This is a genomic window from Anabaena sp. PCC 7938 (assembly GCF_049315035.1).
Lineage (GTDB): Bacteria > Cyanobacteriota > Cyanobacteriia > Cyanobacteriales > Nostocaceae > Anabaena > Anabaena cylindrica.
In genome coordinates, this window is sequence record NZ_CP186034.1 from 4314927 (window position 1) to 4336003 (window position 21077).

The 21077-nt window shown below is 38.8% G+C and carries 14 protein-coding genes, 1 tRNA gene and 1 pseudogene; 13 read left to right on the forward strand and 3 right to left on the reverse strand.

Annotated elements, in window-relative coordinates:
- The first annotated feature begins 254 nt into the window (after positions 1-254).
- Positions 255-587: a low molecular weight protein tyrosine phosphatase family protein gene (locus ACOWPH_RS19675; protein ID WP_015217081.1), complete on the forward strand. Its 333-nt coding sequence runs from the start codon at positions 255-257 to the stop codon at positions 585-587.
- A gap of 112 nt (positions 588-699) precedes the next feature.
- Here ACOWPH_RS19675 and ACOWPH_RS19680 read toward each other — a convergent pair whose 3' ends face one another.
- Complete coding sequence (locus tag ACOWPH_RS19680; protein ID WP_250855251.1) at positions 700-864, reverse strand: hypothetical protein; 165 nt, start codon at positions 862-864, stop codon at positions 700-702.
- A 36-nt stretch (positions 865-900) separates the two neighbouring features.
- Here ACOWPH_RS19680 and ACOWPH_RS19685 point away from each other — a divergent pair, with 36 nt between their 5' ends.
- On the forward strand, positions 901-2130 hold the full coding sequence (locus ACOWPH_RS19685; RefSeq protein WP_015217082.1) for a response regulator: 1230 nt from the start codon (positions 901-903) through the stop codon (positions 2128-2130).
- Positions 2131-2167: 37 nt separating this feature from the next.
- Here ACOWPH_RS19685 and ACOWPH_RS19690 read toward each other — a convergent pair whose 3' ends face one another.
- Together ACOWPH_RS19690 and ACOWPH_RS19695 are read right to left on the reverse strand one after the other, a co-directional pair.
- Positions 2168-3322, reverse strand: coding sequence for a hybrid sensor histidine kinase/response regulator (locus tag ACOWPH_RS19690; RefSeq protein WP_015217083.1), 1155 nt, complete (start codon positions 3320-3322; stop codon positions 2168-2170).
- A gap of 180 nt (positions 3323-3502) precedes the next feature.
- Positions 3503-5008 (reverse strand): response regulator, encoded by a 1506-nt coding sequence (locus ACOWPH_RS19695; protein WP_015217084.1) that lies wholly within the window; start codon positions 5006-5008, stop codon positions 3503-3505.
- 311 nt (positions 5009-5319) lie between these two features.
- Here ACOWPH_RS19695 and ACOWPH_RS19700 point away from each other — a divergent pair, with 311 nt between their 5' ends.
- The 11 genes and pseudogenes from ACOWPH_RS19700 to cobJ all read left to right on the forward strand — a co-directional run bounded on the left by ACOWPH_RS19700 (position 5320) and on the right by cobJ (position 19935).
- A complete protein-coding gene (locus ACOWPH_RS19700; protein WP_015217085.1) occupies positions 5320-5715 on the forward strand; it encodes a response regulator in 396 nt (131 codons plus the stop codon).
- 170 nt (positions 5716-5885) lie between these two features.
- The gene (locus ACOWPH_RS19705) at positions 5886-6962 is read left to right on the forward strand and encodes a putative bifunctional diguanylate cyclase/phosphodiesterase (RefSeq protein ID WP_015217086.1); all 1077 of its coding nucleotides are present in this window, start codon (positions 5886-5888) and stop codon (positions 6960-6962) included.
- A 46-nt stretch (positions 6963-7008) separates the two neighbouring features.
- Positions 7009-11352: a response regulator gene (locus ACOWPH_RS19710; RefSeq protein WP_015217087.1), complete on the forward strand. Its 4344-nt coding sequence runs from the start codon at positions 7009-7011 to the stop codon at positions 11350-11352.
- Between the two features lie 87 nt (positions 11353-11439).
- Positions 11440-12175 (forward strand): annotated as a pseudogene (locus tag ACOWPH_RS19715) (RNA methyltransferase).
- A gap of 210 nt (positions 12176-12385) precedes the next feature.
- A complete protein-coding gene (locus ACOWPH_RS19720; RefSeq protein ID WP_015217089.1) occupies positions 12386-13915 on the forward strand; it encodes a serine hydrolase in 1530 nt (509 codons plus the stop codon).
- Positions 13916-13989: 74 nt separating this feature from the next.
- Positions 13990-14071: transfer RNA gene (locus ACOWPH_RS19725), tRNA-Leu, on the forward strand.
- 182 nt (positions 14072-14253) lie between these two features.
- Positions 14254-15000, forward strand: a complete 747-nt coding sequence (locus ACOWPH_RS19730) for a creatininase family protein (protein ID WP_015217090.1) — start codon at positions 14254-14256, stop codon at positions 14998-15000.
- Between the two features lie 640 nt (positions 15001-15640).
- Complete coding sequence (cobG, locus tag ACOWPH_RS19735; RefSeq protein ID WP_015217091.1) at positions 15641-17191, forward strand: precorrin-3B synthase; 1551 nt, start codon at positions 15641-15643, stop codon at positions 17189-17191.
- A complete protein-coding gene (locus ACOWPH_RS19740; RefSeq protein ID WP_015217092.1) occupies positions 17184-17810 on the forward strand; it encodes a precorrin-8X methylmutase in 627 nt (208 codons plus the stop codon). Before cobG ends, ACOWPH_RS19740 begins: the two co-directional genes overlap by 8 nt.
- Positions 17811-17812: 2 nt before the next feature.
- A complete protein-coding gene (locus ACOWPH_RS19745) occupies positions 17813-18517 on the forward strand; it encodes a precorrin-2 C(20)-methyltransferase (RefSeq protein WP_015217093.1) in 705 nt (234 codons plus the stop codon).
- Entirely contained in the window at positions 18514-19935 is a 1422-nt protein-coding gene (cobJ, locus tag ACOWPH_RS19750) for a precorrin-3B C(17)-methyltransferase (RefSeq protein WP_015217094.1), read from the forward strand. Before ACOWPH_RS19745 ends, cobJ begins: the two co-directional genes overlap by 4 nt.
- Positions 19936-21077: the final 1142 nt, after the last annotated feature.

The following is a 21077-nucleotide window of genomic DNA, read 5'->3' on the forward strand; positions in this document are numbered from 1 at the left end:
CAGCAACTTTTAGGAACAAGGAAAATTGAACGACATTATAGTGAAGTTGATTTATTAGAAGATGTAAATACTATTCAAGAAGGTTTTTAAGAATTGTGACTGTTATTTGCAACGCTACACCTTTGATTAATTTTTCTGCTATTAATTGTCTGGATATTTTACAAGAAAGGAATGGTGAAGTAAAAAATCATCTGCGTTTATCTGCGTTTAATTATTACAGCTTGCACCTTATTTGAATAGTAATTGCTATATAAATGAAAAAGCTATTATTCCTCTGTAGCCAAAATAAACTGCGTAGTCCTACCGCTGAAGCTGTGTTTTCAGAATATCCAGGACTAGAGGTAGAATCTGCTGGTTTGGACAGAACAGCCGATAACCCAGTTTCTACAGAATCTATTAACTGGGCTGATATTATTTTTGTAATGGAAAAATCCCACAAAAGCAAGCTATCTAAGAATTTTCAGCCATTTCTCAAGGGTAAAAGGGTGATCTGTTTAGACATTCCCGATGAGTATGAATATATGGAACTTGCTTTAATTGAGTTGTTACAACAGAAAGTTCTGCCGCTATTGGGAACATTTAGTTGAAATATCTACTGAAAGCTGCTTTGCTGCTTGATAAAAAGATACTTGTAAGTATTGCAATCCCGATATTTTATCCACTACCAGCAGCAAATCACTCAAACTAAATTTTATACTACTATACATTTGTATATATTTGTACATGAAAATATGTATTTCTGCCAGAAATATATATTTTCTCTCCACAAGTTTTGCACAATAATGGTCTAAATTTAGAACCATCAGGGTGATAGGACGATGCCTGTGACAAAACTGTCAGTGCTTCTCCTTGTCCTGAGTTCATCTAAAAATTATGTAAAAATAACTTCTAAGTAGATCTATGAATAATCTAAAATCTATGGAAACTAAACTACTCTTTCAAGAATTTCAAATCTGTACACAACTGCAATACAACGGACAGTTAAAAATTCAAACCTTACAAGGAAAAAGTTGGATTTTCTATTACAGTCTGGGACAGTTAGTTTGGGCAACAGGAGGGATTCACCCCTCTCGTCGATTACGTAGAAATATCGCTCAATTCTGTCCTCAGATTGATACTAATAAATTATTTTTAAATTCTGAAGATACCTCACTAGATTACTGGGATTATCAACTTTTAGAAAACTTACATCAAGACCAGAAAATCCAACTAAATCAAATTAATGCTATTGCCGAAAGTACTATATCAGAACTTTTGTTTGATTTAGTTCAGCAGGCAAATTTCAACTCTTTTAATTGTGAACGTAATCAAGAGGTAATACTACGACTACAAACTTCTTCCACTAATGCAAATATGTTTCTCCAGCAAATGCAAAACTGCTGGAATAATTGGTCACAAGCTGGTTTAGCAAGCTTGTCTCCTGACTTGGCACCAGTTCTACTAAAACCAGAAAAACTCCGGCAGCAAGTTAGCCCAAATGTCTACAAAAACTTTGAGAACTTAATCAACGGTAAACATACTCTGTGGGATTTAGCCGTCAAAATGAAACAGAGTGTATTATCAGTTTCTCGTTCATTATTACCCTATATTCAGCAAGGAATCACAAAACTTGTAGAAGTTCCTGATTTACCATTAGCAGTTGCAAGAGTTAAAAATAGCCATATGATTACACGCATTAATAGTGGGAACATTCCTCTCATTGCTTGTGTAGATGATAGCCCTCAAGTTTGTCAAATTCTAGAGCGCATCATTACCTCAAATGGAATGAGGTTTCTCAAGATTCAAGATCCTCTGCAAGCTTTACCGATTCTGATTCAAAATAAACCAGACTTGATTTTCTTAGATTTGATGATGCCAGGTATGAATGGTTACGAACTTTGCACTAGTTTGCGACGCACTACCACTTTCGCCAACACACCACTAGCTATTTTAACAGGAAGTAATGGTGCTTTTGATAGAGCTAGAGCTAAGGTATTTGGTGCTACAGATTTTATTAATAAACCTATATCAATTGATAAAATTTGGAGCATAGTAGATAAATATTTAAGCACTGCACCCAAAAATGTGCATCTATCCAATTCCTGCTTCCTCCCTTCTGTAAATGACGAATCTTTATGCACATCTAGTTAATACAAAATTGCTATCAATCTGGATTTCTATAGTGATGTTAAAACTCACTCTGAGCATAACGAGGTAAGGATACAATAAATGTTGTACCTAAGTTCTCTCGACTCTCCAATGAAATATTTCCTTGATGAACTTCAACACATTTTTTCACAATTGCTAATCCTAAACCCGTTCCTTTGATGTTACCTACATTACTACAGCGGTAAAATGCTTCAAACAAGTGTGATTGGTTTTCTAAGGGAATTCCTATTCCCTGATCACGTACTTTGAAGATAGTAATATGATTCTGACATTCTAAATCTAAATAAATTTCAGATCTAGAAGGAGAATACTTAATAGCATTGGAAAGTAAGTTGGTGAGGATACGCTGGAGTAATATTAAATCCATCTCTGCTTTTGTGGAGTTGCTAGCGCAATTAAAACAGATTAGATGTTGATTACCCAAACTATATTGCAGACTATCAATAAGTTCTTTACAAAAATTTTCTAAGTCAACTAATACAGGCTCATACTGCATTTTACCTACTTCTATTTTCCCAATGAGGAGTATCTCATCTAGCAAGGAAAGCAGTTGGTCAACAGCATTATTAATCTTGTTAATGTAACGGTTGAGCATTTCTGGAGTAGGAATGTCATCACCACATTCAAGCAACCCTGCAAAACCTTGAATACTAGTGAGTGGATTACGAAAATCATGGGAAATCATGGAGACAAATTCTGATTTAAGCCGATTAAGTTCTTGCTCTTTTTTTAAAGCTTTAAGAGCTTGATCTTTTGCTTTTTGTAGTTCTTGTTGCATTTGTCTTAGGCTTAATTGAGTCTCAATTCGAGCCAGAACTTCTTCTAACTGAAAAGGTTTGGTAATGTAATCTATCCCTCCTGTTTTAAAAGCTCTAACCTTATCTATTGTTTCGCTGAGTGCGCTAAGAAAAATTACTGGTATAGCTTGAGTCTGTTTATCCAATTTTAAGCGCTCACAGACTTCGTAGCCATTCATGTTAGGCATATTGATATCTAGTAATATGATATCTGGATGCTCGATTTCCACTGCCTTGAGTGCGATCGCACCGCTATTGGCACAACGTACCTCATATCCCTGTTCCTCCAGCATACTGGACAGTAAATGTAGGTTGTTTGGTGTGTCATCAACAATTAGAATGTTAGCTTTACAGGGATAGGACTGAAAATTATTCATAATTAAAGCGAGTTTAAAACTAGATAAATCTTATTTTATTTGGTTAAAAAATTATGTAAATTAGTATTTCATCTCAAATTTAGATAATTACTTTATAATCAACCTAGTCTATTTGATAGTTTCTCTTCCTCATTACTAGCCCAAACAAATATTTTAAAGGTAACAAATAAATACTTACTATCACGTCTTATTTCTGAGTGTTTGGATGCGCTGGAGACGGTTGACAATTCTGGTAAATAATTCCTTCGGGACAATTGGCTTGGTTAGGTAATCATCTGCTCCATTGGTAAAGGCTTTCTGCAAAGTTTCCGCATCAGCACAGCTAGTCAGAAATAATATTGGTAGCCAGTTCCAGTCACGATTTTGACGTATATCCCAACACAAATCTAACCCTTCAGTTCCACTGGGCATATTAATATCGAGAATCAGAAAATCTGGGTAAGTCAGTCTTAATGTTTCCCAAAAATTTTCTGGATTTTCTAAACAAGTTAACTGTACTCCTAAAGGTTCTAATAATATTCTTAAGGTCATCAGAATTTGTGGATCATCATCAACGGCTAGAATTGTGGCATTGATCGGGTTAAATAACTTAAATTCTTCGTCTATATTACTTAAATTAATTATCTCTTTAGCAGAGCCTTCTATTTCTTGACGTAAAGCAATTACTAACGGTTCTAATTTTTGAGCAATTTTTTGTTGGTAAACTACCGTAAAGTGCGATGGAGATTTAAAATCTGACTCCAAGAAAATTTCTATTTGTCGAGCCAAATTGCTCCCCTGTTCAAAGCCAAACATACCCAGAGATCCCACAAGTTTATGGGCATTTTGAATTGCTTTTTGGTGTGAGATCTCATCAAATAAACCAACTACTAAAGTGGATATAAATTGTTCCAAAGCGGTCAAACGTTCAAAAGTTAAGTTTTTAGTCTGCTGCCATATTTGGACAATAGAGTTATCTAAAGTTTCTTGTTTAGCTGAATTAACAACTAATTGATCATTTTTTGTGGAAAGGAAAGCAGAATTAATTCGATATCCTTGACCATATACCGTTTCTAGGAAATCACCAGCACCAACTGCTTTTAACTCACGGCGAATATTTTTAATATGTGATCTAACTGTAGATTCATTGGGTAGCTCATCATCAAATGCCCACAGATGATTAACAATATCTCCGCAACTGTAAATCCGTTTTTGATTGCGAAAAAACAACTCTACTAAAAGATACTCTTTGCGGCTAAACTTTAGTAACTGTGATCCATAAGTTACTTCATGCAGATTGGGATCAAGGCGTAATTCACCACACATGAGTACCACAGAACTAGATGTACTTCCTCTACGGATTAAGGCACGGATACGGGCAGCCAGTTCTTCAACATTAAATGGCTTGACAACATAATCATCTGCTCCGCTGTCTAGCCCCATAAGCTTATCATTTGTGGTATCACAAGCAGTCAGTAACATTACCAAAACTGGATTTTTTATCTCTCTCAAACGACGACAGAAGCTGATCCCATCCAGTTTAGGGAGCATCACATCCAACAATACTAGATCATATTGAAAGCTTTCTATGTACTCCCAACCAGTCTCACCATCGCTGGCTACATCTACCACATAATTTTGTTTCTGTAGCACATTAGTCAAAACTTTCACTATAGTTTCATCATCATCTACTAGTAAAATCCTCATAGGTTAATCTTTAACTCCTGTGTATCCTCACAATTTATCTCTTTAAGTTAAATTTTATAACTATACTCAAATTAAAAGTTATGTAATGTTACTGAATATTTGGTTAATACATTGATTGATTTCTGGTTGAAGGCCTACAAGCTGGAGTAGACTAATAATGTGATATTTGCTGCCCACGTTGATGATCAAGATTTCGGAATACTGAAAAAAGTGAAGATTATCTATTTTTATTGGATATTATCTTCTCCAAGTCATAATCTAGCAGATGTATACTTCCCTACGGGTAAGTATTGGTTTTCTAGGAGGTAGAGATGAAAAGAAAAACAGTTTTGGTGATTGATGATGAAGATGATATTCGGGAGGTTGCAAAAATCAGCCTAGAAATTATGGCAGGATTAAAAGTTATCTTAGCTAGAACCAGCCATGAAGGAATACAAAAAGCTGAGACTGAACAACCTGATGCTATTTTACTAGATGTGATGTTACCAGATCTCGATGGGGTCAAGACATTTCAGAAACTCCAGTCCAACCCATTAACTCAGAATATTCCAGTTATTTTGCTAACTGCCAAAGTACAGGCATCTGATCAACGACTCTTTGCGGATTTGGGTGTTCGAGCGCTGATTGCTAAACCCTTTAAGCCGGCTCAATTAGCTGAAAAGTTATTACTAGCTCTTGGTTGGAGTCATGGAAATATTGTGGATTAATCCAAAAAATAAATCATTAGGAAATGTTTTGGTGAAAGATTTGTCCAGGAAGTAAGTAATTTGCTCTCTTCCTGTAGCTGATTCAATATATATCCACGAATTTTCCACAATCTGGCAATACAATCTTTAAATTAATAGCCTAATTACTTAGTTAATACAGAGTACAAATTATGACAAATATCCTAGATTCAAATCTACACTTTAATGATGCTGCTAATCTAGAAATTAAGGATGAAAATTTCTTCTTGGGTATCAGTCATGAATTGCGTACCCCTTTGACAGCAATTCAGGTTGCTCTTGATCTGTTAAGTTCAGGCAAGCTCGGCAATAATCTTTCGCCGCAGGAACTACGGATGGTGGAGATTGCGACCAAAAATACAGAACGGCTGATGCGGCTGACGAATGCCATTGAACGAGAGCCAGAAGCTCAAACTCTCTTCCTGTCACCGGCAGAATTTGCTCACCTGCGGTTGGAGCGAGATCTAAAAATGGCGTTGACTCGCAATGAGTTTAAGCTGTGCTATCAGCCAATAGTTTCCTTGACAAACAATCAAATTAGCGGTTTTGAAGCTTTGATTCGCTGGCAACACCCCACTTGGGGGATTATCTATCCTGACAAATTTATTCCTCTGGCAGAGGAAAAAGGCTTGATTATTGACATAGGTTTTTGGGTTTTACAAGAGGCTTGTCGTCAACTTTGTAGCTGGCAACAGCATTCTCCTGACCTTTTTAACTCCTTGACGATGAGTGTAAATGTCTCTAGTAAACAGTTGGCACTTCCTCTTTTAGTGGAACAAGTGAAGCAAGTTTTGCAGGAAACTGGTCTACAGCCTCACAACTTAGTAATAGAAATTACTGAGAGTGCTATAATTGATAACCAGGTAAATGCTCATAAAACTTTAGCGGACTTACAAAATTTAGGAGTTCGGTTGTATATAGATGATTTCGGCACGGGTTATTCTTCCCTGAGCCGACTTTATGAACTGCCATTAGATGTCTTAAAGATTGATCGTTCTTTTGTACAGAAGTTGGATTGTTCCAGCGGCAACCACATAGTTCAAGCGATCGCCAACCTAGCACATAACTTAGGACTTGAGGTAATTGCCGAGGGGGTAGAAACAGTTGAACAAATGAACAAGCTTCAATTAATCGGTTGTAATCAAGGACAGGGATATTTCTTTGCCAAGCCCTTAGAAAATCATGAGATTGTAGATTTTTTATTCAATCAGTCTACAGCCGTTAGCTAATGAATACGCTTTCGCTAGGGCAAGCGATCGCTTGCTTACCCGTAAAATGAATATGAACCAGCAGCAACCTTCTCAATCCCTAGCAAATATCTTGGTGGTTGATGATAGTCCAGTAAATTTAGTTCTGCTCTCCAAGGTACTTACTAATTATGGTTATAAAGTGCGGTCTGCACTAGATGCCGATATAGCACTGAGGTCAGTTCAGGCCAAGTTGCCCGATCTGATTTTGCTCGATATTATGATGAACGATATAGATGGCTATGAAGTTTGTAAAAGGCTGAAAGCAAATGAATACAGCCGTGACATACCTATAATTTTTATTAGCGCCCTTGATGAACCCTTAGATAAGGTAAAAGCATTTGGTATGGGTGGTGCAGATTATATCAGCAAACCCTTTCAAGCTGAAGAAGTAATTGCCAGGATTGAAAATCAACTCCGCATTCAGCGCTTACAAAATCAGCTAGTTGAGCAGAATGAAGAATTATTGCAAAAAACCCAGGCATTGGCTGATTTTAGTTCTAGCCTAAAGCAGTTACATCGAATTAACATGACTGACTTTAGTAATGTTGAAAAACTATTTTTAGATTATTTAAATACAGGTTGTCAAGTTCTGCGATTTTCAGCAGGATCAATTGGTCAGATTAACCAGCAAATGTATTCATTTTTGGCCGTGCAATCTAATATAAGCAGCCTGGTTCCTGGGCTAAAAATTAAGTTATCAGATGCTTATTGTGGAAAGGTTGTTGAACAACAACAAACTGTTACCTTCCACCATGTAGGAGAAATGATAGAGATGTGTTGCCATCCACTATACCAAAGCCTAAAAATAGAGTCCTACATTGGCACTCCTATTTGGGTAGATGGATATATCTATGGTACTCTTTGCTTTTTTTCTACTGATACCAGACCTAATAAATTTGAGAGCCACGAAAAAGAAATTATTGAATTGATGGCTCAAAGTATTGGTAAGTTTATCAGCGCTCATCAAACAGAGAAAAAACGCCAGCAGGCAGAAGAGGAATTAAGACAAAGTGAGGAACGTTGGCAATTAGCAATTCAAGCCAGTAAAGATGGTATTTATGACTTGAATTTACAAACATCTGAAGTTTTTTACTCGGCTCGCTGGAAAGAAATACTGGGCTATGAAGAAGGAGAAATTGCTAATGATATTAACGAATGGATCAAGCGTATTCATCCAGATGATCTCAAAGGGGTGATTCAGGCAAATCGCGCTCATATGAATCGGGAAACTCCCAGCCTCATACAAGAGTATCGGATGTTGTGCAAAGATGGTAGTTACAAGTGGATTTTGGTACGAGGTCAGGCACTTTGGAATCAAAATGGTAAGCCAATTAGATTTATTTGTTGCCATACAGATATTAGCGAAAAAGCAAAGCTTGAAGCCGAACGCGAACAGCAAGAAGAAGAAATTAGACAAACTCAAGCATTCCTAGATTCTATCATTGAAAATATTCCCGATATGATCTTTGTTAAAGATGCCAAGGATCTCAAGTTTGTCAGGCTTAACAAAGCAGGGGAAGAACTACTAGGCCATACCAGAGAAGAATTAACCGGTAAAAACGACGCAGACCTTTTCCCCCAAACAGAAGCAGATTTTTTTATTGCCAAAGATCGAGAAGTTTTAGCCAACACAAACATTTTAGACATTCCTGAAGAAACTATTCACACCAGATATCAGGGAATCAGAACCCTGCATACTAAAAAAATCCCCATTCTTGATGAAAATGGAAATCCACAGTATCTGCTGGGTATTTCTGAAGATATCACTGAAAGCAAACGCCAACAAACAGCCTTACAAATGATAGTTGAAGGTACAGCTTCAAAAACAGGAAGTCAATTTTTTCGTTCATTGGTGCGTTACCTAGCAGAAGTTTTACAAGTTCGCTACGCTTTTGTGACCCAATTTATAGATTCTGCAAAAATGCGGGCTTGTACACTAGCATTCTGGGCTGGAGAAGACTTTGGTGAAAACTTTGAGTACAGCTTGGAAGGAACACCTTGTCAACAAATATTATCTGGAGAAGTCGTTTTCTATCCCCATAGCATCCAGTCGTTTTTTCCTCATCATGAACATCTAGTCGATTTAAAAGTTGAAAGCTACTTAGCTATCCCACTCAATGATTCCATGGGAAAAATCGTGGGATATTTGAAAGTGTTGGACACCAAGCCAATGGTTAACAACCAGACTACAGAACTGATTGTCAGAATTTTTGCAGCCCGTGCAGGAGCAGAGCTAGAGAGGCAATTATTTGAAAATGCTTTGCAAGAAAGTATAGAACAGCAACGGGCAAATTTGCGAGTAGTCGAACGGATGCGACAGACTTTAGATATTTCTCAAATTTTCCATACGACTACGGTAGAATTGCGAAATCTGCTGAAATGCGATCGCGTAGCTATTTACCAATTCCATTCTGATTGGAGTGGTGAATTTGTGGACGAATCTGTAGGTAATGGATGGATTTCTTTACTGCCAAATTACAATACTTATCCCCAATTTGCAGAAAATATCATTTTTAATGAGCGATGTTCGATCAGAAAATTTGAGAGAAGAAAGCTAGACAGAGCAATCAAAAATAGTAATACTGATAACTATAGTTTCTGTACAGATACTTATATCCGAGAAAACAAAGATAGTATTTATAATCAAGGAACAAGTTATCGAGTTGTAGATGACATATACAAGGCAGGATTTGAAAATTGTTATCTCCAACTTTTGGAAAAATTCCAAGCTAAAGCCTATATCATCGTCCCAATTTTTCAGTCTGGTAAGTTGTGGGGACTTTTGGCAGTTTATCAAAACTCTGCTCCCCGTACGTGGAAATCAAGTGAGATCAATCTTGTCATTAACATTAGTCAACAGCTAGGAATAGCCCTCCATCAAGCAGAGTTATTTACTCAAATTCAACATCAATCAGTAGAACTAGAAAAAGCCAGAGATGCAGCTGAATCGGCTAACCGAGCCAAGAGCGAATTTTTGGCTAACATGAGCCACGAATTGCGAACTCCACTTAATGCTATCATGGGGTTCACTCAAGTAATGAGCCGTGATGTATCCCTGCATCAAACACATCAGGAACATCTTAATATCATCAACAGCAGTGGTCAACACCTACTAGAACTGATCAATGATGTATTAGAAATGTCCAAGGTGGAAGCAGGCAGAATCCAACTCAATACAACTAGTTTTGATTTATATTACTTACTCAATCATCTAGAACATTTATTACGCTTAAAAGCTACTTCCAAGCAATTAACGCTGATCTTTAATCGCGCTCCCAATATTCCCCAATATATCAAAACCGATGAAGTTAAATTACGCCAGGTTTTACTGAACTTGTTGGGAAATGCAATTAAGTTTACTCAACAAGGGCAAGTGACTCTGGGCATCACCACAGGAGAAAGTAAAGATAAGCAAGAGCAGGTTTCTAGTTTTCTTATATTTGAGATTAAAGATACTGGTCCCGGCATTGCACCAGAGGAAATACAGCGGTTATTTACTCCTTTCGTGCAAACTAACACCGCTCATTCCCATGAAGGAACAGGATTAGGATTAGCCATTAGCCAAAAATTTGTCAAGCTGATGGAAGGAGAGATTAAGGTCGAAAGTCTTGTGGGTGTGGGAAGTGTATTTAAGTTCCATATCAAGATTGATCATGCAGAAAAAGTAGATATTCCTGCTCTATTATCTTACCATCGAGTTATTCACTTGGCTCCTAATCAACCCACTTACCGATTATTAATTGTGGAAAACCAATGGGAGAGCAAAAAACTTCTAGTAGAGATGCTTAGTCCACTGGGATTTGAGGTGTATACAGCGGAAAATGGCCAAGAGGGATTAGAACTTTGGCAGCGTTACCAACCCCATCTAATTCTGATGGATATGCAAATGCCTATCATGGATGGTTACGAAGCTACACGACAGATTCGGGCAGGAGAAATAGACAATTTAGTTGCTGTTCAACACCAAACTAAAATTATTGCTTTGACTGCTAGTGCTTTTGAAGAACAGCGGACTTATATTTTGTCTATAGGTTGTGACGATTTCATTCACAAGCCATTTCGAGAAGAATTTCTGTTGAATAAACTGGCAGAACATTTAGGTCTTAGCTACACCTATGAGGAAAAGACCGAAAATATAGAAAGGGAAGCAGAACAATCTTCATCTTTTATTCTTACTTCTGCATCTTTACAGGTAATGCCTGCTGAATGGATTACTCAACTACATGGGTCTGCTGGTCGATGTAGTAAACGTCAAACTGTTGAATTAATCAATCAAATCCCTGAATTACATAGCAATCTCGCCAAATCTCTCACTAATTTAGTGCATGACTTTCATTTTGAGAAGATTGTACAGTTATGTGTCGAGTAGGATGGAGGTGGCAGCAGTAGGTAGAGAAAATTCTTACTCGGTACTCGGTATTCGTTACTCAATACTCATTTAACAGGAGGAGTAAATATGGGTTTGGCTGGAATTAGAATTGTGTTGGTGGAACCAGCAGGACCCTTGAATTTAGGCTCAATTGCTAGGGTAATGAAAAATTTTGGGTTATGTAACCTAGTATTAGTGAATCCGCAGTGCGATCGCTCTTCTGATGATGCTCTAAAAATGGCAGTCCATGCCAAAGAAATTTTAGATTCTGCGATCATAGTAGACACATTACCACAAGCATTGCAAGGATGCGTGCGTGCGATCGCTACCATAGGCCGTGATTACAGCGGAGAAATTCCCCTAGACAAACCCCCGCACTACCCTACCCTGGCTATTAGAAGAACCAGAAAAACCAGTAGCCCTGATTTTTGGCAGAGAAGACCGAGGACTAAGCAATGAAGAAATAAATTATGCCCAAAAGTTAGTTTTCATTCCCACAAGTCCCATCTATCCATCCCTGAATTTAGCTACCGCTGTCTCCATCTGTTGTTACGAATTATCACAATTAGCAGAAATATTTATAACACCGGAAATACCTCCTACAGAAATCGCACCTTTAGATATTGTAGAACCTTACTATCAGGAATTGGAATCTCTGCTATTATCCATAGGTTATATTTACCCCCATACAGCAGCTAGTAGGATGGAAAAATTCCGACACTTGTATAATCGCGCCCACATCCAAACTGCTGAAGTTGCTATGTTACGCGGAATTCTACGACAAATAGAATGGGCATTGAAGGAAGCAGAAGGTAGAAGGTAGGGGGTGCAGGAGAAAGATAAATATTCTTCCCCAATCACCAATGAGCAATCCCCTAACTAGCAACTTGGGTTAATATGACTTAAACTGAGCAGGAAAAAGAAAAGCTACTTAATCCCAGAAGTTTATCTGAGTATATCAAGGTGCTGGAAGATTTAATTTTGGGTCGAACATCTACAAACAAAACAGTCGAGTGGGTCACAAGGAGGAGTAGTGTCAGAATCAAGTGACAAACTAATAGCTATCTCACGACAGCAACCTTCACAGCGTCGTCGCCGTCCACGCCAAAACCAAAAGGCTGGACAAACACCCGTTGTCAAGAAACCGCAACAGGTTATAGCTAGAGGCGAAAGTGTGGCGCTCACACGGCTTAATAATAATAATATCATTCCTCCTGCTCTCCCTACTGAGGGGCGAAGACCACGCTCCAAGATAGTTATGCCGACAGCAGTTAAACCCATCCCTAAATCTAAGGGCAAGATGCCACAACCGGGTACTGCAAAGTTGAAGACAGTGCGTGTACCAAAGCAAGGAAAGCCAAAAATAGATAGGCGAGCATCCCGCAAAACTCGGTTAAAGCCAATGGCTAGAACCATATTGTATACGTTACGGTTGTTGATTGTGGGCATCGGCTTAGGTGCAATTGTAGGCACGCTGTTGTCAGTATTAGACCCTGCTAATCGCATCACCACATCTTCTTCCCCATCTCAGACTAACGCGGGGCCATCTCAAACACAATCTCCAACTAATTCCTCTGCAACCGCTTCCAGTTTATATTTATCCCAAGAAATCATCCCTTTAAAAACCGATGTGCAGAATTTAGCAGCGGCAAATCCAAATCTGACCCCTGGGGTGTTCATGGTAGATTTAGATACTGGGGCTTATGTGGATATTAATAGTACTGCTAGTTTTTCTGCTGCCAGCACGATTAAAGTACCAATTCTAATTGCTTTTTTTCAGGATGTAGACGCGGGGAAAATACGTCTGGATGAAATGCTGACTGTGCAACAAGAGATGATTGCAGGTGGTTCTGGAACTTTACAGACGAGTACAGTAGGTAGTCAGTACACTGCCATTGATGTTGCCACAAAGATGATTACCATCAGTGATAACACAGCCACCAATATGCTTATTGCCAGATTGGGAGGTCAAGAGGTACTAAACGAGCGTTTTCGCAGTTGGGGATTAGCAACTACAATAATTCGCTCTCCACTCCCAGATTTACAAGGCACAAACACCACCAGTCCTAGAGAATTGGGGAATTTGATTGCGGCACTCAATCAGGGAAATATGGTGAGTATGCGATCGCGCGATATTATGCTTGATATTATGCGCCGCACACAAAGAAATAATCTCCTACCTTCCGGCTTAGGAGAAGGAGCAAAATCATACCACAAAACCGGTGATATCGGCACAATGTTAGGAGATGCAGGTTTAATTGATATTCCCACCGGCAAGCGTTATATAGCTGCTGTCATGGTACAACGTCCCAACAATGACCCTACTGCGGAGAAACTCATTAGCGCCATTTCTAGTGCTGCTTACCAACACTTTAGCCAAACTGCTATCACACCCCGCACTCCCACAAATAATCTACCTACAAATAATTTTCCGCAACCTGTTCAACCCTTTATTCAACCCCAGGGAATGACTCCAATAGTACCTAACGGAACAGTTAACAATACTCCTATAGGTACTTATCCAGCCCCGGTGACGACTCCACAATATTACCCTCCACAATAAACAATCCCTAAATAAATCTAAATACCTGTTGCTAAAATAAAAAAATAGGCTATACTTATGAAAGTGACACCCACGGGCGGGTGGCGGAATTGGTAGACGCACCGCACTCAAAATGCGGCACCGAAAGGTATAGGAGTTCGATTCTCCTCCCGCCCACTCTTAAAATTGTAAATATCCCTTATATCCCTTCGACATACATCCACAAATGAGGTATTCTCTGTGACAGAATGACTTCGTTGTTAACTTTTATTTGTATTTATTAGGATAAATATCCTACTGCCAACTTTAGTAGTTAAGTATATTTGCTGAATTGAATCAGACTTTGAGATTTAGAGAAAATGCAATTACATTTAAGCACCTGGCCAGAAGTAGAAACTTATCTACAAAAATCCCAGGGAATTATTTTCCCTATTGGTTCCACAGAACAACATGGCCCAACGGGTTTAATTGGGACTGATGCCATTTGTGCAGAAGCAATATCCCATGGTGTAGCAGAAGAAACTCAAGGAATGGTTGCACCAACAATCAATATCGGTATGGCATTACATCATACTGCTTTTCCCGGTACAATTAGCCTCCGTCCTAGCACTTTAATCTTGGTAGTACGGGATTATATAACTTGTTTAGCAAAAGCAGGTTTTACCAAGTTTTACTTTATTAATGGACATGGTGGAAATATTGCGACTCTGAAAGCTGCTTTTTCAGAAACTTATGCACATTTAGAAGATTTACAACTTCCTAGTTCTCAAAAAGTTCAATGTCAAATTGCTAATTGGTTTATGTGCGGTTCTGTATATAAACTTGCCAAAGAATTATATGGTGATCAAGAAGGTTCTCATGCTACCCCTAGTGAAGTAGCTGTTACCCAATACGTCTATCCAGAAGCAATCAAACAAGCACCCCTATCTTCAAAAGTCGCAAGTGGACACAGAATTTATGGTGCAGCTAATTTTCGAGAAAGTTACCCAGATGGCCGCATGGGTTCAAATCCGGCTTTAGCAACACCAGAACATGGTAAACAGTTTTATGATTTGGCTGTGGGGGAATTGAGTAAAGGGTATTTGGAGTTTTTGAATCAGGAATAGGGTTTTATCACACAGAGGCGCAGAGAAGATTTAAGATGATACAAATTCATGTATAGAACCCATTTGATATCTTCTCAGACGGTATTTGCAACAGATAACCGTTTGAGCTTGACATTGGAACGTTCGAGAGTGCGGTCAAAATTTTTGACCAAACTTATCAGATACATTCGCTTTGGTACAAGTCAGACAACAGCACGAAATATCCCTCGCGTAAAGAAAGTTTGCAGGTAAGTTTCAAATTTATCTTTTTCGCTGTCATTGAGTCAAAGCGATCGCATAAATACCTCCTCGTGCTAGACTAATAAATCTTAGAGTTGGGAAACTCCGGTTAAATTCCGAGACTGTGCCGCAGCTGTAAAGAAAAGGCAAAGAGTAAAAGGCGAAAAGCAAAAGAATATTGATGAAACTCTTCATAAAACAGGGTTTTACTCCTAAATTCTGACTTCTGACTCCTGTACGGGCGAAGCATTCGGAAAATATTCTTTGGCAAAAACTGATAATTTATCACCCGAATGCTTCGCCCCTACTCCTGCCATATTTTCCAAGTCAGAATGCTAACTCTACGAATGTATTTGGATGTAAGGGAGGGATACCCCACCCCTACTCTGTCTCTGCGTCGCACGGGGAAGGAGTTCTCGTTTTGTTAACCGCTTCTACTGCTTGTCCAGGGTTGTTTTATAATATATCAGCCCAAGATGGAATCTTGTCTCGTGTAAGAATACCCGGTGGGATTCTTAATAGTGAACAGTGTCAATTTATTGCAAACATAGCCGATAATTGTGGTGGTGGCTATGTTGACATTACTAATCGTGCTAATTTGCAAATTCGGGAAATTAAAACTGGGATAAATATTGAAATTCTCCAGCGTTTACAGGAATTGGGTTTAGGTTCTGCCAACCCCACTGTAGACCATATTCGCAACATCATGACTAGCCCCACAGCGGGTATTGATCCTCAAGAATTAATAGATACTCAACCCTTCGTTAAAGCATGGGATGACTATATTACAGAACATCCCCATCTAGCAGGACTATCTGCTAAATTTAGCGTTGGTTTTGATGGTGGTGGTAAAGTTTCAGTGCAGAATTGCGTTAACGATATCACCTTTGCTGCTGTCGCGGAAAATGGAAATGTTTACTTTCAGCTTTATCTGAGTTTTGGGGAAAAAGGACAACCCCCCCAAAATACGGGAATTTTGTTAAAACCAGATGAATGTTTACCAGTTTTAGCAGTTTTAGCTGATGTTTATCTAGATCATATCGGTGTAACAAGTCAACGCAAGCGACGTTTGCGAGAAGTTATCAATGATTTAGGTATAGAAAATTATCTGCGTTTAGCTTTTACAAGTAAATCTCTAACTTCCCAACTTCCTGGGGAGATTTTACACCTTGCTGTTGATAAGTTTGGCGTAGTTAGTCATTACTTTTGCCAATTACCAATTACCAATTACCAATTACCAGCCCAAACAGATATGATAACTGTTCCGGCGAACTCAATTGGTATTCATCCCCAAAAACAAGCAGGATTATTTTATATCGGTGTAGTGTTACCACTAGGAAGGTGGGAAACCTGGCAAATGAGACGGTTAGCTGATTTGGCAGCAAAATATGGTAATGGTAATCTCAGGGTAACTCCTTGGCAAAACTTACTTGTCACTGATATACCCAAAAAACAAGTTGCTGAAGTTGAAACAGAAATTACCCGCTTAGGATTAAATATCTCACCAACGAACATCAAAACTTCATTAGTAGCTTGTTCTGGTAAACGCGGTTGTGCTGCTTCGGCTACTGAAACCAAAGACCACGCTTTAGCATTAGCAGACTATCTAGAATATATTACTCTAGAGCATCCAATCAATATTCACTTTAGTGGTTGTGTTAAATCTTGCGCTCAACACCAACAAGCTGATATTACCTTGTTAGGAGTTCGCATTCAGTCAGAAAATGAAACTATGGAGGGTTATCAACTCTATATTGGTGATGGTAAGTTACAAAAATTTGGTTATCAACTCTATGAGTATGTGACTTTTGCCGAATTACCAAAAATCATTGCCACAATGTTGTGTGTGTATAAAAATCAACGATTAAACCTTAATGAGTCCTTTAGGGAATTTGTTTACCGTTATGACACATCCCAACTACAACGATTATTCACAGTTAAATCAATCCCAAATCCCAAGTCCCATGTCTAACTATATACGTGATGCTGACGAAATATACCGCAATTCTTTTGCGATTATCCGGGCAGAAGCAAACTTAGATATCTTACCGCCTGATGTAGCAAAAATCGCAGTACGGATGATTCATGCCTGTGGAATGACGGATATTGTCACAGACTTGGGATATTCACCAAGGGCAGTGGAGTCAGGTAGAAAAGCTTTAGCATCAGGCGCACCAATTTTGTGCGATTGTCGGATGGTGGCCGAAGGTGTGACAAGAAAAAGATTACCTACTAATAATCAAGTTATCTGCACCCTAAATGATCCTGAAGTTCCAGAAATAGCGAAACGGTTGCGAAATACGCGGTCAGCAGCAGCTTTAGAATTATGGCGTTTCCATTTAGATGGGGCAATAGTCGCAATTGGTAATGCACCTACAGCCTTATTTAGGATATTGGAAATGCTAGATGAACGTGTGCCACGTCCAGCATTGATATTGGGCTTTCCTGTGGGCTTTGTTGGTGCAGCAGAATCAAAAGCAGCGTTGGCAGCAAATAGCCGCAATGTACCGTTTTTAACTTTACATGGAAGGAGGGGCGGAAGTGCGATCGCAGCTGCTGCCATTAATGCCTTAGCAACAGAGGAAGAATAACAATGAACAGTGGAGGTCGTCTATATGGAATTGGTGTCGGCCCAGGAGATCCAGAACTATTGACACTAAAAGCCCTGCGATTATTACAGTCTGCCCCTGTTATTGCCTATCAATCAGCAATAGACAAAGAAAGTATCGCCAGAAAAATAGTGTCGCCATATTTACCCGGCAATCAAATCGAGGTATTATATCATCTCCCCCGTGCCTTAGAACCCGAAAAAGCCAAATCCATTTACGACCAAGAAGTTGAACCCATTGCTGCACATCTGGCAGCAGGTCGTGATGTAGTTGTACTGTGTGAAGGTGATCCGTTTTTCTATGGGTCATTTATGTATATTTTTACACGTTTGTCTGACCAGTACCAAACGGAAGTTGTTCCCGGTATATCTTCACTCATGGCCTGTCCCGTGTCCTTGGGCGTTCCCTTCACCTACTACAACGATGTCCTCACAGTACTACCTGCTACACTATCTACAGAAATGCTCACTTCACATCTATTAACAACAGATGCGGCCGCAATTATGAAACTGGGTCGCCATTTTACAAAAGTACGCGATATCCTACATCAATTAGGCATGGCATCGCGGGCAAAATATATTGAACGGGCAACAACAACCCAGCAGCGAATTGTCTCCCTAGATGAAGTGAACCCAGAGGACGTTCCTTATTTCTCCATGATTGTCATCCCGACAAAACAGAAGCTATGAACAAAAGGGTTGCACCTGCCATCGTCGTACTAAGTCAAAATAGTGTAGCATTAGGACGGCAAATTATCAGTGTTTTACCAAGGGCTAAATTATACGGTTTAGCCAATCGCACCTCAGATGTTGATGTGAGTTTTACAAATTTTGGCGAAACCTTACGGGAATTATTCGCTGCTGGGACACCTTTAATCGGCATTTGTGCGGCTGGTATTCTGATTAGAACCCTTGCACCTCTGCTAACAAATAAAGGACAAGAACCGCCAGTATTAGCCGTAGCTGAAGATGGTAGTGCCGTAGTCCCGCTTTTAGGTGGACTCAGTGGGGTGAATGATTTAGCACGTCAAATTGCAGCAATGTTAGATATACAAGCAGCAATTACAACCACAGGAGATTTACGTTTTCGTACAGCTTTGTTATCTCCTCCTGCTGGATATCATTTAGCTAACCCAGAAGATGCCAAAAAGTTTATTGCTGATTTACTCGCAGGGGCAAAAGTTAAATTAGAAGGAACAGCCTCCTGGTTGAGTGAAAGTCAACTACCAATTGACCCCAATGGAGAGTTAACAATTCAGATAACTGAAAACTTGGGAACTCCTCAACCCAACTGTTTAGTTTATCACCTGGAAAAAATTGCGGCTATTGACTCCGAAACCAATGAAAAACAACGCGGAAAATTAGCCATAATTGGTACTGGCCCCGGTGCATCAAAATGGATGTCTTCTGAAGTCAAAGAAATTCTCAACGCTGCAACTGATTTAGTCGGTTATAAAACCTACATAAATTTAATCGGTTCTTTAGCAGATGGTAAACATATCCATGAATCCGACAACCGGGAAGAAGAAGCACGGGCAAAAATGGCGCTAGACTTAGCCGCAGAAGGAAAATATGTAGTAGTAGTGTCTTCCGGCGACCCTGGCATTTTTGCAATGGCTACAGCAGTATTTGAAGTTCTAGACCGCTACAACAAACCAGAATGGCAAAATATTGATATTCAAGTCGCCCCTGGAATCTCAGCCATGCAAGCCACCGCAGCAGCCATTGGCGCACCATTAGGGCATGACTTCTGTGCTATTTCTCTATCTGACATTTTGAAGCCTTGGGAAATTATCATCCAACGCATCACCGCAGCCGCCCAAGGTGATTTTGTCATCGCATTTTATAATCCTGTTTCTAAAGAACGGACTTGGCAATTAGCCGCAGCTAAAAATATCTTATTGCAGTACAGAAAGCCAGATACCCCAGTGGTATTAGGGCGGAATTTGGGCAGACCTGGACAAGTGGTAAAAGTTATTACCATTGAACACTTAAAACCCACAGATGCTGATATGCGAACCCTGATTATTGTTGGTTCTTCTCAAACTCGGCAGATGCAAAGCAATCATACCAAGTGGGTTTATACGCCGCGCCGTTACCAAACCTAAAATTAATCAATTTTCATAAATTAAGTGATAAAACAGTTTCAAACAAGGATTTAAATCTTTTTTATTTACGAAAAAATCCTTCATTCCGTGAAATCCTTAAATCAGTAATAAATAAAGCCCCAAGAATAATTTTTTATTCTTGGGGCTGTGATACCTGACCACCTTTACCTTTGTTATTTAAACATAACAGAACTTTTGAGGACTCGAAGACATAACTATTGGATTTATGTCTGAAAATAAATAAAAAAATTTTGTAACTCGTGCTATCCTGATCCACAAATTTATTTTATATTCTAAATATGGATATCTTTTAATTATTATCACCATGAATATTTCATGTAAAACTCTCTTTTTTGTAGCTTAAATATTTAATAAAAAGATATAATTCAAGTAGTTATGTCTATTGAAATGCTTGTAAATACTTGATTTTTTGTTTTTTATCATTAACAATGAAAGCATCATGTTCCACACATGATTGTAGCCAATAAAAGTGACAGAAGCCCTAATTTATGTCCGCTCTTGCGGACATTTTATTTATAAATATTTATAAATAAACTTTTCGTGTGTGTACAGTTAATAAATCACAATCCACCTTGTTTGTGTATATGAATGCTTCTAGTGCATAAAAATCAATTTTCTTAATATTTTGATATTTAGGTAAAACATGAAAATTAAAATTAGGACTACTGGGAATTTGTATATATAGCCTTTCCCAAGCTCATGAAATACACCCCACCCGCGCTGTCGCGCACCCTCCCCTTACCAAGGGGAGGGTTGGGGAGGGGTAATTTTGTATCTTAACTAGAGTGGAAAAGGCTATATAAATCTCTTATTTGATTTTTGATAGCTTGCGTGGCGTAGCCATACAAGACTTAGTAGGTATCAATTCTATCTTTCCTGTTAAGAGTTCCCTGACTACACAAGTAGATATGCCTACGGCACACTACCGCGAACAGGAATCAAACCGGATTCCTATATGTTCACAGTTTTTAACTCCTTTTTTATTTCTTAGTGAGAAATTCAGAAAATAATTGAATCAATTTTTTGGACATAACTAATACATTTATGTCTTTTTATTTTGACTATTTGACCTGAATAGAAAACCTCATCCCTTGATTTAACCAGGCTTTTAGCGATTTACT